This is a genomic window from Croceibacterium xixiisoli (assembly GCF_009827305.1).
Classification (GTDB): Bacteria; Pseudomonadota; Alphaproteobacteria; order Sphingomonadales; family Sphingomonadaceae; genus Croceibacterium_C; species Croceibacterium_C xixiisoli.
Window position 1 is genome coordinate 1,834,155 of sequence record NZ_WTYJ01000001.1, and the last position, 15,434, is coordinate 1,849,588.

15 protein-coding genes are annotated in these 15,434 nt (G+C 60.4%); 9 read left to right on the forward strand and 6 right to left on the reverse strand.

The genetic code is table 11. From position 1 onward, the window contains the following. Nucleotides 1-95: 95 nt before the first annotated feature. The 4 genes from guaB to GRI97_RS08850 are packed head-to-tail and all read left to right on the forward strand — an operon-like array spanning nucleotide 96 to nucleotide 3,537. Nucleotides 96-1,547: an IMP dehydrogenase gene (guaB, locus tag GRI97_RS08835; RefSeq protein WP_161390668.1), complete on the forward strand. Its 1,452-nt coding sequence runs from the start codon at nucleotides 96-98 to the stop codon at nucleotides 1,545-1,547. Between the two features lie 9 nt (nucleotides 1,548-1,556). Beyond that, a complete protein-coding gene (locus tag GRI97_RS08840) occupies nucleotides 1,557-1,799 on the forward strand; it encodes a hypothetical protein (protein WP_161390669.1) in 243 nt (80 codons plus the stop codon). Further along, on the forward strand, nucleotides 1,796-2,977 hold the full coding sequence (locus GRI97_RS08845; protein ID WP_161390670.1) for an RsmB/NOP family class I SAM-dependent RNA methyltransferase: 1,182 nt from the start codon (nucleotides 1,796-1,798) through the stop codon (nucleotides 2,975-2,977). Before GRI97_RS08840 ends, GRI97_RS08845 begins: the two co-directional genes overlap by 4 nt. Before the next feature lie 56 nt (nucleotides 2,978-3,033). Then, nucleotides 3,034-3,537: a tetratricopeptide repeat protein gene (locus tag GRI97_RS08850; protein WP_161390671.1), complete on the forward strand. Its 504-nt coding sequence runs from the start codon at nucleotides 3,034-3,036 to the stop codon at nucleotides 3,535-3,537. Between the two features lie 55 nt (nucleotides 3,538-3,592). Here GRI97_RS08850 and GRI97_RS08855 read toward each other — a convergent pair whose 3' ends face one another. Next, nucleotides 3,593-4,075 carry an RNA pyrophosphohydrolase gene (locus GRI97_RS08855; protein WP_161390672.1) on the reverse strand — a complete coding sequence of 161 codons (483 nt, stop codon included), beginning with the start codon at nucleotides 4,073-4,075 and terminating at the stop codon, nucleotides 3,593-3,595. Nucleotides 4,076-4,194: 119 nt separating this feature from the next. Between GRI97_RS08855 and GRI97_RS08860 the strand changes: the two genes are divergently transcribed. Further along, nucleotides 4,195-4,611: a hypothetical protein gene (locus tag GRI97_RS08860; RefSeq protein ID WP_161390673.1), complete on the forward strand. Its 417-nt coding sequence runs from the start codon at nucleotides 4,195-4,197 to the stop codon at nucleotides 4,609-4,611. Between the two features lie 72 nt (nucleotides 4,612-4,683). Next, complete coding sequence (locus tag GRI97_RS08865; RefSeq protein ID WP_161390674.1) at nucleotides 4,684-5,613, forward strand: metal-dependent hydrolase; 930 nt, start codon at nucleotides 4,684-4,686, stop codon at nucleotides 5,611-5,613. Here the strand turns inward: GRI97_RS08865 and GRI97_RS18880 are convergent. The 4 genes from GRI97_RS18880 to purF form a co-directional block, all read right to left on the reverse strand. Beyond that, on the reverse strand, nucleotides 5,561-6,358 hold the full coding sequence (locus tag GRI97_RS18880) for a phosphatase PAP2 family protein (protein ID WP_328598520.1): 798 nt from the start codon (nucleotides 6,356-6,358) through the stop codon (nucleotides 5,561-5,563). The genes GRI97_RS08865 and GRI97_RS18880 overlap by 53 nt on opposite strands. A 21-nt stretch (nucleotides 6,359-6,379) precedes the next feature. Continuing rightward, nucleotides 6,380-6,727 (reverse strand): PilZ domain-containing protein, encoded by a 348-nt coding sequence (locus tag GRI97_RS08875; protein ID WP_161390675.1) that lies wholly within the window; start codon nucleotides 6,725-6,727, stop codon nucleotides 6,380-6,382. Nucleotides 6,728-6,819: 92 nt separating this feature from the next. Continuing rightward, nucleotides 6,820-7,557 (reverse strand): SDR family NAD(P)-dependent oxidoreductase, encoded by a 738-nt coding sequence (locus GRI97_RS08880; protein ID WP_161390676.1) that lies wholly within the window; start codon nucleotides 7,555-7,557, stop codon nucleotides 6,820-6,822. Next, nucleotides 7,557-9,032, reverse strand: a complete 1,476-nt coding sequence (gene purF, locus GRI97_RS08885; protein ID WP_161390677.1) for an amidophosphoribosyltransferase — start codon at nucleotides 9,030-9,032, stop codon at nucleotides 7,557-7,559. The genes GRI97_RS08880 and purF overlap by 1 nt, the downstream gene beginning before the upstream one ends. A 480-nt stretch (nucleotides 9,033-9,512) precedes the next feature. Here purF and GRI97_RS18885 point away from each other — a divergent pair, with 480 nt between their 5' ends. Then, complete coding sequence (locus GRI97_RS18885; RefSeq protein WP_161390678.1) at nucleotides 9,513-10,913, forward strand: sugar transferase; 1,401 nt, start codon at nucleotides 9,513-9,515, stop codon at nucleotides 10,911-10,913. A 395-nt stretch (nucleotides 10,914-11,308) separates the two neighbouring features. Here GRI97_RS18885 and GRI97_RS08895 read toward each other — a convergent pair whose 3' ends face one another. After that, nucleotides 11,309-11,479, reverse strand: a complete 171-nt coding sequence (locus tag GRI97_RS08895; RefSeq protein ID WP_161390679.1) for a hypothetical protein — start codon at nucleotides 11,477-11,479, stop codon at nucleotides 11,309-11,311. 319 nt (nucleotides 11,480-11,798) lie between these two features. On the opposite strand from GRI97_RS08895, the gene GRI97_RS08900 reads away from it, so the two are divergent. Then, the gene (locus tag GRI97_RS08900; protein WP_161390680.1) at nucleotides 11,799-14,285 is read left to right on the forward strand and encodes an O-antigen ligase family protein; all 2,487 of its coding nucleotides are present in this window, start codon (nucleotides 11,799-11,801) and stop codon (nucleotides 14,283-14,285) included. Between the two features lie 124 nt (nucleotides 14,286-14,409). Next, a complete protein-coding gene (locus tag GRI97_RS08905) occupies nucleotides 14,410-15,393 on the forward strand; it encodes a glycosyltransferase (RefSeq protein WP_235917737.1) in 984 nt (327 codons plus the stop codon). Nucleotides 15,394-15,434: the final 41 nt, after the last annotated feature.

Here is a 15,434-nt window from a genome sequence, read left to right on the forward strand (position 1 = left end):
GTCGTCCGCCCCCTAGCAGCCTGCCGGTAGTGCGGTTACATGGGCCGCCACGAATCCACCCCCAGTATCTCGGCGCGCAAGGCTCAGTGGCACACATGGAAATCGAAACCGGCTACACTTTCGACGACGTTCTTCTGCGTCCCGCCGAAAGCGACATTCTCCCTTCTCAAGCCAGCACCAAGACGCGTTTGACGCGCGATATCGCGCTCAACATTCCCGTGCTGTCGGCCGCGATGGATACCGTGACCGAAGCGGACATGGCGATCGTCCTGGCCCAACTGGGCGGCATCGGCGTGCTGCATCGCAATCTGACAATCGAAGAACAGTGTGACGCCGTCCGCCGCGTGAAGCGGTTCGAAAGCGGCATGGTGATCAATCCCATCACCATTACGCCGGATTCCACGCTGGGTCAGGCCCAGATGCTGATGACCAATCATCGGATCAGCGGCATTCCCGTGGTTGATCATACCGGGATTCTGGTGGGCATCCTGACCAATCGTGATGTCCGCTTCGCTGACAATCCGGCCCAGCCGGTGCGCGAACTGATGACGCGTGAAAATCTTGCCACCGTGCGTGAAGGCGTCAGCCAGGAAGAAGCGCGCCGCCTGCTGCACCACCGCCGCATCGAAAAGCTCCTGGTGGTGGATGATGCCTACAAGTGCATCGGCCTGATCACCGTCAAGGATATCGAGAAGGCAGTACTGAACCCCGATGCAACCAAGGATGCCAGCGGCCGCCTGCGCGTTGCAGCCGCCACCACCGTGGGCGACAAGGGCTTTGAACGGACTGAGGCGCTGGTGGATGCTGGTTGCGATGTGATCATCATCGACACCGCGCATGGTCATAACCGCGAAGTCGGTCGGGCTGTCGAACGGGTCAAGAAGCTGTCGAATTCGGTGCAGGTCGTCGCCGGCAATGTCGCCACAGCCGAAGCAACCAAGGCGCTGGTCGATGCTGGGGCCGACGCCGTCAAGGTGGGTATCGGGCCGGGTTCCATCTGCACCACGCGCATCGTCGCCGGTGTCGGTGTGCCGCAGTTGACCGCCATCATGGAAGCAGCCTCCGCTGCCGGTGATGTTCCGATCATCGCAGATGGTGGCCTGCGCACATCGGGCGATGCGGCCAAGGCTCTGGCCGCTGGCGCATCGACCGTAATGATCGGCAGCCTGCTCGCCGGTACGGACGAGGCACCGGGTGAAACCTTCATCTATCAGGGCCGCGCCTACAAGGCCTATCGCGGCATGGGTTCCGTCGGTGCTATGGCACGCGGCAGTGCTGACCGCTATTTCCAGCAGGATATCAAGGACCAGATGAAGCTGGTTCCCGAAGGCATCGAAGGCCAGGTACCTTACAAGGGTTCCGCGCGCGATGTCGTGCATCAGTTGGTCGGCGGGATCAAGGCTGCCATGGGCTATACCGGTTCGGCCACCATTCCGGATCTCAAGACCCGGGGCAAATTCATCCGCATCACCAATGCCGGCCTCTCGGAAAGCCATGTGCATGATGTGTCGATCACGCGGGAAGCGCCCAACTATCCGACGCGTTAAGGCGCCAGCGTGATCGAATTCATCCCCTACCTACTGATACTGATCGGCTGGAACCCGGCGGCGCCGGCAGAAACCATGCTGATCAGTCGCAGCCTCTATCCGGATAAGGCACATTGTCTCGCAGAAGGGGATCGGCAGCTTGCTGCCGGTCCGCAGATCCAGGGCCTGCCGACAGATGCCGCTTTTCGGTATTTCTGTGTTGCGGCACCCTCCGGAGATGAAGCCGAGGCCTTGTTCGAGCAGGTGAAATGACACCGGCAGCCCGCGTTGCGGCCGCGATCGAGATTCTCGATCAAATCATCGCTGCCGCGCGCAGCCAGGGCGCTCCGGCGGATCGCCTGCTGTCCGAATGGTTCCGTCAGCGCCGCTTCGCCGGGTCCAAGGACCGGCGCGCCATTCGGGAGATCGTCTATGGCGCAATCCGCGCCTGCGGGCCTCTGCCGGATAGCGGCCGGGCGGCAATACTGCGTCTGGCGCAGGATGATGCGGTGCTGCTGCCCTTGTTCGATGGTTCGGCCTATGGGCCCGCGCCGGTTGTGCCTGGCGAACCGATCGCTGCCGGGGGGATTGCCCCGGCATGGATCGAACAACTGCTGACCCGATCCGGTATTGCCGATGGCGAAGCGGCCGCGTTGCTCGATCGCGCGCCGCTGGATATCCGGGTCAATGCGCTCAGGGCAGATCGCGCCACCTTGGTCCTGCCCGTATCCGGTGAACATTTGCCGGCCCCGCAAGGCCTGCGGCTTCCGTCAGGGACGCAGGTGGATCAGTGGAATGCCTATAGGGATGGGCAGATAGAGGTACAGGATTGCGGCAGCCAGTTGGCCTGTGCCGCTCTGGATGCGCAACCGGGCGAAACGATCATCGATCTTTGCGCCGGTGCCGGGGGCAAGACCCTGGCTCTGGCGGCGGCCATGCAGAACAATGGTCGACTAATTGCCGCCGATACCGATCGATCGCGTCTGTCGCGCCTGGCGCCCCGGGCGGAACGGGCCGGCGCGCTGATCAGTGAAACGCTGCTGCTCGATGGCGGGCGGGAAGATCGCGCGCTCTCCCCCTGGTACGATTTGGCCGATGCGGTGCTGGTGGATGCGCCCTGTTCGGGCAGCGGCACCTGGCGGCGCAATCCCGAAGCACGCTGGCGGCTGGATCCGGCTGCTTTTGATCGCCTCACCAGCCTGCAGGCCCGCATTCTCGACATGGCGGCACAGCTGGTGCGTCCGGGCGGTCGGCTGGTCTTCATCACCTGTTCCGTCCTTGATGCGGAAGGGGCAGATCAGGTGGACCGCTTCCTTTCCGCCAGATCGGGCTGGCGCGCGGTCCAGCCCGATCTGCCGCTTGGCACGGCGCGGGGGCAGGGCATTCGCCTCTCGCCGATGCGCGATGGGACCGATGGATTTTTCATCGCGCGGCTGGAAAAGCCGTGGTAGCCTGAAGTTTCATGGCCGACAGCCGCCCTTTATGGACTTCGTTCCAGGAGTACGCGATGCGTTACACACCCGCCGCCCTTGCCTTGTCGATGCTAGCGGCATTGACATCGAGTGTGGGCTACGGCGCACCTTATCAGCCTGATCCGCGCTCGGTGGTGCTGGCTGATCAAGGGCGTAGCGCGCTTGCAGCCGGCAGGGTGCAAGATGCGATCGACAGTTTCGAGGCGGCTCTGGCGATCGATCCGGGCCATGTCGCTGTCTATCTGGATCTGGCTCAGGCCGCGCGGGACGATGGTCTGCAAGGCAAGGCGATCTATTATTACCGCTCCGCTCTGGAACGCGAACCGGGCAATCTGGCTGCTATTTCCGGAGAAGGAGAAGCCATGCTGGAAAAGGGCGCCGTGGAAAAGGCGCGGCGCAATCTGGCCAAGCTGGAAAGCCTGTGTGGTGGCAATTGCCCGGAGACCCGGCAACTGGCGCGTGCTCTAGAAAAGGGGCCGTCTGCGGCAGTGCTGACGGCGGAAGCTATAACGCCCGAGACGGTCGTGACCCAGAACTGATCGCAAAGCCTGGCTCAGGGCGGGATTTGGACACAGACCCTGAGCGATAATGACCTCAGATGCGTGAGCGAAAGCCGTCGACGATTGTCTGATAGACATCGCGTTTGAACGGCACGATCAGTTCGGGCAGCAGTTCCGCATCAACCCATTTCCATTCGCAGAATTCCGGCGGGCTGTGGGCTTCCAGATCAATGTCGCCATCTTCCCCCGTGAACCGGGCCAGGAACCATGTTTGCCGCTGGCCGACATATTTGCCGCCCCACAGCTTGCCATGCAATTCCGGCGGCAGATCGTAAAACAGTTCGTCATCCAGGCTGGCGATGATTTCGATATGGTCATCGGTTGCGCCGGTTTCTTCCCCCAATTCGCGAATCGCGGCGGCGACAAGATCTTCTCCCTTGTCGACCCCGCCTTGCGGCATTTGCCACCAATCGCCTTCCTTGTTGTCAATCCGTTTGCCGACGAAGACCTTTCCTTCATCATTGATCAGCATCACGCCCACACAGGGCCGGTATTTTTTCGGGTTGCGTTCGATCATGCCCGCTAGCTACGCCCAAGCCGACCTCAAATCCAAGCAGTTTGCACCGGCCGGTCAAAACTTGTCTTATGCCGCCCCGGGCAACCGGTGGGAACGGGTCAACATCAAGTGGCAGATACATGACGCCCAATCGCATATTCTGGGGTGTGATGGGGCTGATCGGTGCAATCGCCGCCAGTGTGCTGCTGGCAGACGCGATCGGCAAATCGACTGATTCGGTGCTGCTGGTAACCCTGTTCGGCGCGCTTATCGCCGGTTTCGCGCGCATCGTGCTGCGGCCCTATTGGGATCGGATCATGGCCGAGGGTTTTCTCGGCGCCTTCGATGTTGCCGATGCGGATGATGTGGATATCAAATCCCCGTTCGGATCTGATGTCACCACCCTGTTCCTCGGGCTGCTGCTGATCTTTGCAGGCGGGCTGGCCATGCCATGGCAACCCCATTTCCCGCTGGCTCTCTCTGGCGGGGCAATGATCGGTTGGCAGGTGGGCGGATTGTTCTACCGTGGGGAGCGCGAGGACGATGCTGGCACCTAAACATCCATCGTCACCCACAAACGCCTGGCCTCGCTCGGCTGAACAATGATGCGCCTGTCGGGAGAAGGCTGAATGGACAATCTGACACACAGCCTTGTCGGCGCGCTGATCGGTCAAGCCGGGCTGAAGAAGAAAACCGGTCTCGCCATGCCAGCGCTGATCATCGGCGCAAACATTCCCGACATAGACGCCACCTGCACCATTTACGGGCTGGAGAGCCTGGCCATGCGGCGTGGGCTGACGCACGGGCCGATTGCCTGGGTGCTCCTGCCACTTGCCCTCGCGATGCTTCTGTGGGCCTGGGATCGCTGGCAAGCGAAACGGGGCAAGCGGCCCGCCGCCAGGGCACCCGTGCATTTCTGGTGGCTCTATGGGCTGGCTCTGATCGGTTGCCTCACCCATCCCGCGCTTGACTGGATGAACAATTACGGCGTGCGACTGCTCGAGCCTTTCAGCCAGCAGTGGTTTTATGGCGATACGCTGTTCATCATCGATCTGTGGATGTGGATCGGTCTCGGCCTCGCAACCTGGTTCTCGCTGCGCCGGGAAAAGCGGGGCGGCGAATGGCGCTTGCCGGCGCGCGCCGCGCTGGCCGGATTGCTGGTCTATATCGGTGCAAACATGCTCATCACCTACCGAACGGAACTCAGTGGCCAGGGAGTCGAACCCTATCCCAACCAAGTGATAGCCTCACCGCCGCCGGTTGCCTTCTGGCGGCGGGATGTGATCACCTCAACAGGCCCGGGGCTGTGGCAGGTCAACGGCGAAGACGTGGGCAACATACCGCTCAGTCGCTGCGATCTTGACGCTGCCGGTCAGACGGATCCCAGGGTTGCGGCATTCCTGTTCTGGTCGCGGGCGCCATTTCTGCATCGCAAAGCCGATGGGCAGTGGGTGCTGGCAGATGCGCGGTACGTTCGGGCACCTACAGGCGGCGACCGCTTCTCGGTCATCCTGCCCCACGGGCTGTGCCGGGAAGAGTCGCAAAAGGAAGCAGGGTAACCAGCAGCAGCGTCCAGCCCACGCCGCCCAGCCAGCCGGCAATTACGTCGGATGGGTAATGTACCCCCAGCCATACCCGCGTCCAGGCAACCGATGCGCTCAGCAGCAGTGCCCCGCCAATCAGCAGCCGACGGGCGGTTGCGTGCCTCGCAAAACCGCAGCAGACCAGCGCCAAGGCCAGCATGATGGTCGCTGCGCCAAAGCTGTGCCCGCTCGGGAAACTTGATCCTCCTGCCTCAGTAAGATGAGGCAGGAAATCCGGGCGGGGTCGCGCGAACATCAACTTCAGGCCCGTGTTGATCAGCAACCCGCCAGCCATCGCTACACCCACGAACAAGGCAGCCAGCCGGCGCTGGAGGCGCAACAGTACGAACGCCGCCATCATGGCCGCCAACAAACGTAGGCTCGTCCCGCCCAGCGCGGTGATGTCACGCGCCGCTTCAGAAAGAAACGCCGGGCCCCAAGGGTTCAACTGTGCGTCGCGTCCGAGCATCAGTCCGGCGCGATCGAAGGGGGCGGTTTTGCCGTCGGCCACGAGCCAAGCCATCGCCAGAAAACCGGCCCAGCATAGCACCGATCCGATCAAGGCCTGGCGCCGAAAGATATGCCAAGGGCAAGGTTCCCGCTCAATCGTGGGTCTGGATTGCGGATGGATCGGGTGTGTCCTGTGCGATTGATGCCAATGATTGGCTATCTGCATGGCGCAATATCGCGGCAATTTATACAGCTGGCGGTCGGCGGTCACTGACGGCCGCAGCGCCGGTGCCTATTCCTGGATCTGACCGCGCCTGGCGTGGCGTGCAAACAGGCTTTCGAGAACGAAGGGGCTTAACAGCCTGTCAAAGGCGCCCCCGCATCGATTGTCTTCCCACCAGATGATTTCTGACTGCATGGGCCCCATCCCGGGCAAGGTCAGCCAGCACACAGTGCCGGGGTGCAGAATCTGCACCGATGATGCGCAGAATCCGGACAGGGACAGATCACTGACGATCGTGTGGAAACGTCGCGTTCCGCTGGCTCTCAATTCAGCCGGAATGGCAATTCGCCCACGGACGGCCGACCGGTCTTCCTGCGCTGCACGCGCATAAGCATCGGCGCGATCAAATCCTGTCATTCCACGACAATCCAGAGATTGTGCAAGGCGCCAGCCGCCTTGCGAAAATCGACATTCGCAGGTGGATGTTACATCTCAGGCAATAGGCATGGTTAAGCGTTTGTTGACGCTCTTTCGCGATGCAGATTGTCAAAATCCACAGTAACCATATCCACGATCTGATCAGCCACAACCTCGGGCGCCTTCACGGTTTGGGGGTCTTCACCGGGATAGGCGCGCGCGCGCATTTGCGTCCGCGTTGCCCCCGGATCAAGAATGGCGACTCTTGTGCTGGAGATTTTTTCGACTTCCTGCCCATAACAGGTCAGCAGCGTTTCGAATGCAGCCTTGGTCGCGCCATACGCACCCCAATAGGGGCGCGGCTGTGAGCCGACCGAACTGGTGACACCGATTACACGCCCTGCTGTGCTACGCTTCAGCAATGGATCGAGGCTGGCGAGCAGCACCTGGTTGGCCAGCACATTCAGGGTCAGCGCCTGGTTGAAGCTCTTGGCTTCGATCTGCGTCACCGGCGTCAATTGCGGCAGTGTGGCCGCATTCAGCACCAGAATATCGAGCTGATCCCAACGTTCTGCAATGGCCGAGCTCAGCCGGGCAATCGAGTCGCTCTCGACCAGATTCATCGGCGCGATCGTTGCCGTGCCGCCGGTATTGTGAATCGCATCCTCGACCGCCTCGAGGTCGCTGACCGTGCGTCCGGTCAACACAACATGCGCACCAGCGGCGGCCAAGGCCTTTGCTGTGGCAGCTCCGATGCCGCGGCTGGAGCCAGTAACAAGAGCGACCTTGCCGGCCAGCGGGCCGGCAGCTTCCAGATTTTCAGCGGACATCAGGCAATCGCTTCTGCAACAGGGAGGGGCAACTGCGTCTCTGCATCGCGCCTTCCGGCAAGGTCGGTCAGCGGCGTCGGATAATCCCCGGTAAAGCAGGCATCGCAATATTGCGGGCAGGCGTTGTCGCGCGCGGCAAGCCCGACGGCACGATAAAGCCCGTCGATGGAAACGAAAGCAAGGCTGTCAGCCTTGATAAAGCTGCACATCGCATCGACATCCATGCGCCCGGCGAGCAGCTTGGACCTTTCGGGCGTATCGACACCGTAATAGCAGCCGTAACCGGTGGGCGGGCTCGCGACACGGAAATGCACTTCACGCGCACCAGCATCGCGCATCATTTCGATGATCTTGAGGCTGGTGGTGCCGCGCACGATCGAATCGTCGATCAGTACGATACGCTTGCCTTCCACCAGCGCGCGATTGGCATTGTGCTTGCGCTTCACGCTGGCGTTGCGCGCGCCATCGGATGGCTGGATGAAGGTGCGCCCGACATAATGTGACCGAATGATGCCCAATTCGAACGGGATGCCGGACTGCTGAGAATAGCCGATCGCTGCGGGCACGCCGCTATCCGGCACCGGAACGACCAGATCAGCCTCCACCGGACGCTCCTTGGCCAGCTCAATGCCGATGTGTTTGCGCGATTCGTAAACCGAACGGTCATTGAACACCGAATCCGGGCGGCTGAAATACACATGCTCGAAGATGCAGGGCCGCGGTGCGGGGGCGCCAAACGGGCGGTGCGAGCGGATGTTGCCGTCCAGATCGACCTCGACCATTTCGCCCGGATCAATCTGCCGCGCGAAATCGGCGCCGACGACGTCCAGCGCCACGGTTTCGCTCGCGAACACCACGGCATCGCCGATCTTGCCCATCACCAGCGGGCGAATGCCCAGCGGGTCACGGCAGGCGATCATGCCTTGCGAAGTCATGCAGATCAGCGAATAAGCGCCTTCTACCATCCGTAAAGCATCGACGAAGCGGTCGAGCAAGGTCGGATAGCGGCTCGTCGCCACGAGGTGAATGATTACCTCGGTATCGGAAGAGGAATGGAAGATCGCGCCGCGCTTCACAAGCTCCTTACGCAGGGCGGTCGCGTTGGAAATATTGCCATTGTGCGCCACGGCAAAACCGCCGCTCGCCAGATCGGCATAGAGCGGCTGCACATTGCGCAGGTCGGATCCGCCCGTAGTCGAATAACGGACATGGCCGGCGGCCATAGAGCCGCGCAGTTCAGCGAGCGATTCACCGGTGGAGAAATTCTCGGCCACATGGCCCAGGCCACGACGGGAGGTGAATGCAGTGCCATTAAAGCTGGTAATGCCGACAGCTTCCTGCCCACGGTGCTGCAGGGCGTGCAGACCTAGGGCGCAGACAGCGGCGGCTTCGTTGGCGCCGAGGACGCCGAATACGCCGCATTCTTCATGCAGCTTATCGCCATCGTCACCGAAATGCGGTTTGGGCAGGATCATGGCTCTCGCAATTTTTGGCTGGGGGTGCGCGCGCCTCCAATGGCGATTGTTTGCCGAAATTACAAGATGGTCAGCAACGGGTCGCGAATGCGTCTGTCGTGTCCGTTTCTGCAGCGGGACTAGCGGGTGACGAGATTATGACCGAAGAATTGCAACGCTAAAGCCTGATGTATCTGACTGGAAAAAATCCGCGATCAAACAGTTTGCACAAATTGCGCCGGTGACTGCTGTGGCAAGAGGTCACCAGGATCCTTCGCATTCTGCAACACATCGGCATCACCGATTGTCTGAACCGAATTTTTGGTGCAGTGCAGCGCAGCTCGCCATAGAGCTCTGAAAAAATTCGGCATGTCTTGCCGGTGATCTTGTCTCAGGTTCTTGTCCGGTATGTAAATTTGGGGTTGCCTGCCAAACGTCAGCCACCTACCGCTCCGGACGCACAGTAGCTGAAACGATCATGGTTTCGGATGGAAATTGACCGTGGAACAGGCAATGGAACATCGACCTGACACTTTTCGCTTTGGAGATCGTGCAGGGCGACCATTGGCGCCATCGTTCGAGCGCCGCCGCCTCCAGCTTTCCGTATTGATGATTCTGGTGGACAGCCTGGCGATTGTCGGCTGTTTCTTTCTGGCGAAGGTCGCGCTGGCTGGCGGCATGCCGACCTTTGTTGCGCCGGCAGAAGCAGGCTTGCTCCTGCCGCCTTATCTGATCGTAGGCGCCTATCAGGGTGTTTATTCGATCGATGCGCTGGGCAGTTGGCGGGTTGCCATATCGCGGCTGGCGATCACCATGGCTTTGGCGGTCGTGTTGGTGCTGCTGGTAACCTTTTATGCTTCCAACACCCATATCGTTTCTCGCGGTATCTTCACGCTGGGCATTTGCATCAGCTTCATCACCTTGATCGCGCTGCGTTTTGGCCAACGCCGTTTGACGGAACGGTCATGGGGGCCGAACATTCTCAACCGCCTGATCATTCAGGACGGTGGGCCGCGTTTGCCTGCAAGTAATGCCTTCGTGGTGGATGCGGAATCGCATCACCTGTTTCCGGACCATACCAATCCTGAGATGCTTGACCGCCTGGGTCGATACTTCAAGAACATGGATCAGGTGATCGTCAGTTGTCCGGTTGAGCGGCGCGGGCATTGGTCCTTCGTGATGCGCGCTGCCGGTATTCGCGGCGAGGTGGTGTCCGAAGTTCTGGAAGAACTGGGCGCCTTGGGGCTGCAGCGACATGATGGCTTTACGTCATTGATCATTTCCAGCGGGCCGCTCGGCCTGCGTGCACGGTTGATGAAACGGGCGCTGGATTTGGTTCTGACGGTGCCAGCCATCGTTGTTCTCAGCCCGCTGATGCTGGCGATCGCTGCTGCAATCAAGATGGAAGACGGCGGTCCCGTCTTCTTCAAACAGCGGCGCCTGGGGTTAGGGAACCGGTTCTTCGAAGTTTACAAATTCCGCTCCATGAGCGTTGCCGGCTCCGACAAGGATGGCACCCGCTCGGCATCCAAAACCGATGACCGGATCACCCGCGTCGGCCGCATCATCCGTGCGACCAGCCTGGATGAGATTCCGCAGCTCTTGAATGTTGTGTTCGGCGACATGTCGCTGGTTGGCCCCCGGCCGCACGCAGTAGGATCGCTGGCAGGGCACAAGCTGTTTTGGGAAGTCGATCATCGCTACTGGCACCGCCACGCGCTCAAGCCTGGGATGACAGGTCTAGCGCAGATTCGCGGCTTCCGTGGAGCCACCGATCGGGAAGAGGATCTTTCGGATCGTTTGCAGGCTGACCTTGAATACATCCGTGACTGGACCCCGCTGCGCGATCTCGGGATCATCATCGCGACTGTACGCGTCGTCGTGCACGACCGGGCGTTCTAGATCGGTTTGCGATCCGATCCCATCGGATAGCTCTCCTGTGCCTCTTATCCAAATCAGCAGTTCGCTATGCCTGCTCGGAGGGCGTTTTTAGCTCTTTTGGGGGCGGGGCGCGTGGTGCTACGCGCTGACTTTCATAGTATCTTGCCGGACGATGCTGATCTTTGTGCTGGCGGAATACGGCGCTGTTTTCCGGCAGGATGTTGTCGAAGCGTGCGATTGAAGGTTGTCGATCGGCGGCCTATTCACGCCGGCCTTATCTTTGCGGTCGCCTAATCAAGGAAGACCACACCAAAAGGTCAATATTTACTCACCACCAAGGGCGCTGTGTAAATAAGGCAAAAAAAACCGCCCGGGAATCACCCGGACGGTTCTTGAATTCCTGCTGATCAGATCAATCAGGCCGGGCTGACCGGAGTGGTCGGAAGATCGTCATCGTCATCGTCAGCGATCATCACGAGCACCACGCCGATGGCAATCAGACCACCGATCAGCCAGCCGCCAAGCGCGCGCTTGCCAGTTGCCGAACTGACATCGCCCGAAAGAGCGCCGCTTGCGCGATCCGGCATCGAATCAAGCGAAGCGCTGGAAGAGAAAGAGGCTGAACCCGGGCGAACCGGCGTTGCGGCACTGGCGACGCTCGAGATGAGAAGAAGCGGTGCTACCGTAGCCCCGATGGCAAGTTTGGTGAGCCTCATGTTCTAAACTCCACTATTCAGCTTTTTGCCTGTGCCGCTCCCAACGAAGGGGCGGCGATGTCGTTCCGTCTTGTCTGCTGCATATGCGAATAAGACCTATGGTGCAATGCCCTGATTGAGTGAAAATCCTGTAACCGCCGAGCCTCGATATGCTTTAGGGCGTGTCTTCTGGATGAAAAGGGGCGCTTCTTTGCTGAGCTTTCGCAAGTTGGACTGGTTGACGGTTGGACCCGTGGCAGTAGCCCTTCTCGGGGCGCTTTTCCTAGGCGGAAGCAGCGCCGTTCCGCCGTTTCGCACCCTGCTGGCCGAAGCCATCGTCTTTCTTGCTTTCGCGATCGTGGTGTTGCGACGCGGTTTGTCCGTCCCCGGCTGGGCGGCACGGATGCTCGTCTTGCTACCTATGCTTGTGGCGTTTGTGCAGCTGATGCCGGTTCCCCCCGCAATTTGGCGAATCGCCTCGGGCGGCGGTGCAGTGGCGCAGGGGCTGGAACTTGCTGGCGTAAGCGGCTGGCGCCCTCTGACTTTGGACGTGGAAGCCACAGTTCGGTCGGTCCTGTTCATGTTCACCTGCGTTGCCACATTTCTATCTGTGCTTGTGCTTGATCGCAGGGAAAGGCTGGGCTTGGTGGCAGCATTCATCCTCACCGCTCTGTGCAGTCTGTTGCTCGCTGCAGCGCAGAAATTGACGGGTTCTTCCAGTTTTTATCTGTTTGATGGTGCGGTGAGGGGGACCTTCACCGGCCTGTTCGGCAATCGCAATCATCACGGCGATTTTCTGGTCATGGCAACAGCCGCCACAGTCGGAATGAGCCTGCTGACACCCGACACCAGAATGCGGGCGATACTTTACGGAATTGCCGGTTTGTTCGCAGCTGCCGCGATTGCCACCATGTCCCGATCGGCCATTCTGCTGCTGGTTTTTGCAGTGGCCGCAATATTGCTGATGAATTTGCGCGTTCACCGGCGCGCCGCCCTGCTGGTCGGTGGCGGCGGACTGGTTGCCTTGATGCTGCTGTTTCTAAGCCCGGTCGCGCAAACGGCGCTTTCCCGCTTCGGAACGGAGGGCGGTCCACTCAACAGATTGGTCATCTGGCGCGAAAGCATGGTGGCTGTCAGCGAATTTTTGCCGATGGGTGGGGGATTGGGCACTTTCCCTGAACTCTACGCCAGTATCGAGCAACTCGATCTGGTTTCTCCTTACTTCGTCAATCAGGCGCACAATGATTTGCTGCAGTTGCTGGTGGAAGGTGGCGTAATAGGCGGGCTTGTTGCCCTGGCACTTGTCGTGATCGTCATATGGCAGATCTGGCTCGCACTGCGTTCTGGTCCTGATGGCGCTCTTGCGCGATTGGCTGCCGTTTGCCTGGCCATTCCATTGTTGCATTCGCTCGTCGACTATCCTCTGCGTACGATTGCGCTTGGCGTGGCAGCCGCCATGTTCGCAGGCATGCTGTTCCCGTCGAGAGACCGGGCAACAGAGGATTCGCCTAGCCCGGTCGTCAATTGGCCGCTTCGGGCCATGCCTGCGTTGATCGCCGCAGTCTTGCTCTGCCTGACTTTGCAGACAGGTATGGCCGGCTTGCTGCTTCAGCGCGGAGATGCGGAGCGGGCATTGCAGATCATGCCCTATTCCTCAGAGGCAATGACACAGATTGCCGTGGCTCAACTGGGTACTGATGGCGATCCGCAAATCGCGATTGCCCAGGCAGGTTATGCGGTGCAGCTCGATCCGCTTGATTCAACGGCTTGGGCCATGCTGAGCGTTGCCCGTAGAGGGATTGATGGGGAAGGGGGGGCTTCCGATGCCGCGCTGCTCCAAGGGGCAGCGCTTGGCTGGCGCAACCGGCTTGTTCAGGCCCTTGTGTTCGATCGCGCCGTGGCGACGGGTTCGGCGGATCTGGCGGCCCAGTCGGCCGATGCCTTGTTGCGCCAGGGGGTGCGATCCGATCTGGTGATCTCGCAAATCGATGCCCTGATGGTCGATGAAGGTTTTCGCAATGCTCTAGCAGAACGTCTTGCGGTGGGGCCGAGGTGGTCGAACGATTTTATCGGGCAGTTGAAGACGGATGATCCCCGGCTTGCCGCCGCCCACCTGGATTTGCTGACCCGTCTGGCTAGCAAGCGGGGCGACACCTCTGGTGCAATCCTGCTGCCTTATGCCCGCCGGACGATTGCAGAAGGCCATGCATCGCTGTTGCTTCAGGCCTGGCGGACATTGCATCCCGATATGGGCGATGATCCCTCACGCGGGATTGTCGATGGCGGATTCGAGCGGCTGGGGAAGACAGAGCAGCCTTTCGGCTGGCTGATGCACAGGGATAGTGCGATTGCGATGGAGATCAGGCCCGCTGATGGCGGTCAAGAACTGCATGTCGAAAGCTATGCAACAGATCCAACCCTGGTCGTGTCACAGCTCACGCTGTTACCCACCGGCCGGTATGAGATTGATTATTCGACACAGGGCAACGCGCGGTTCCAAGTCAGGGTGAACTGCATCGGGGGGGGCGCACGCCCGGTGCGCGGTGGCGTAACTGATGCGCAGGCATCGGGCAGGGTCTTGTTCAACGTCCCAGTTACCCGATGCCAAGGCCAGCAAATCCAGTTCCTGTTGCTGCCGTCACCGGATACGCCCGTAACCGGCAGCCTTGATCGCGTGGCGATCCTGCCGGCATCCTGATTTCGAAAGGCACTGGCCGATGCGCATATTGCATATTGCGCAGATCCTGCAGGGCGGGACTGCCAGCCATCTGAGCGAGGTTCTGCCTCATCAATCCGCGTTGTGGGGTCGAGATAATGTCGCCATGCTGGCTCCAGCTGATCAGGCGCATTATCTGACCGCGCTCGACCGGCAGCAGATCCGGACCTTTCCCACCGCAGAAAGAAGCTTCGGGGCGTTGGCAGCGCTGATGCGCGCTGCTGGCCGGCTGATAGAGGAATGGCAGCCAGACATCATTCACCTCCATGGCACATTTGCCGGCTTGATGATCCGTCTGCGCCGTCTCATGAATGCTCGCAAGCGCAGGGTGCCATTGGTCTATTGCTCGCATGGCTGGTCTTTCAACATGCAGGTGTCGCCATGGGTTCGCACCGGATATGGCCTGATCGAGCGCGTACTGGCCAGTCAAGCCGACCGCATCATCTGCATTTCGCGTTTCGAATACGATACCGCACTGCGGCGCGGCATTCCGGCCAGCCGCTTGCGCACGATCTACAACGGGATTGCCGATATTGGTGATGACAGCTTGGCCGCAGCGCCGCATGATGATCCTGATGGGCCGGTTCGCTTGTTGTTCATGGGCAGGGATTGCGCGCAGAAAGGATATGACACGCTGGTCGCTGCGATGCGCCTGATCCCACCGGCGCAGGCACAGCTTGTCTCGGTTGGGCCGGAGGCATCCTCGCTCGATCCTGCAAGTTTGCAGGCGCTCGGGTGGGTCGGGCGTGATGATATTCCAGGGCATGTTGCACGATGCGATGCGGTGGTCGTTCCCTCCCGCTGGGAAGGTTTCGGCTTGGTTGTTATCGAGGCCATGCGCCAGTCGCGGGCAGTGATTGCCAGCACAGTCGATGCCTTGCCAGAGATTGTTGCGGACGGGGTAACAGGTTTTCTCGTTCCGCCGGACGATGTGGCGGCCCTGGCAGCCAGGCTGAGCAGCCTGGACCGTGGAACGCTTTCCGCTATGGGCGCGCGGGGGCGGCAGGTTTATGTTGATCGCTTTACAGCGGACATGATGAACAGCCAGATCATATCTGTGTATGAAGAATTGCAGACATCCAGCCGTTAAGTAGGTGACTGCTAGCCTGGCCGATACCAAAACGCCTTGGC

Excerpts from the sequence above, each read along its gene's own strand:
- guaB (WP_161390668.1), top strand. The coding sequence starts at position 96 with ATGGAAATCGAAACCGGCTACACTTTCGACGACGTTCTTCTGCGTCCC.
- GRI97_RS08845 (WP_161390670.1), top strand. The coding sequence starts at position 1,796 with ATGACACCGGCAGCCCGCGTTGCGGCCGCGATCGAGATTCTCGATCAA.
- GRI97_RS08850 (WP_161390671.1), top strand. The coding sequence starts at position 3,034 with ATGCGTTACACACCCGCCGCCCTTGCCTTGTCGATGCTAGCGGCATTG.
- GRI97_RS08855 (WP_161390672.1), bottom strand. The coding sequence starts at position 4,075 with ATGATCGAACGCAACCCGAAAAAATACCGGCCCTGTGTGGGCGTGATG.
- GRI97_RS08860 (WP_161390673.1), top strand. The coding sequence starts at position 4,195 with ATGACGCCCAATCGCATATTCTGGGGTGTGATGGGGCTGATCGGTGCA.
- GRI97_RS08865 (WP_161390674.1), top strand. The coding sequence starts at position 4,684 with ATGGACAATCTGACACACAGCCTTGTCGGCGCGCTGATCGGTCAAGCC.
- GRI97_RS08875 (WP_161390675.1), bottom strand. The coding sequence starts at position 6,727 with ATGACAGGATTTGATCGCGCCGATGCTTATGCGCGTGCAGCGCAGGAA.
- GRI97_RS08880 (WP_161390676.1), bottom strand. The coding sequence starts at position 7,557 with ATGTCCGCTGAAAATCTGGAAGCTGCCGGCCCGCTGGCCGGCAAGGTC.
- purF (WP_161390677.1), bottom strand. The coding sequence starts at position 9,032 with ATGATCCTGCCCAAACCGCATTTCGGTGACGATGGCGATAAGCTGCAT.
- GRI97_RS08895 (WP_161390679.1), bottom strand. The coding sequence starts at position 11,479 with ATGCCGGATCGCGCAAGCGGCGCTCTTTCGGGCGATGTCAGTTCGGCA.
- GRI97_RS08905 (WP_235917737.1), top strand. The coding sequence starts at position 14,410 with ATGCTGGCTCCAGCTGATCAGGCGCATTATCTGACCGCGCTCGACCGG.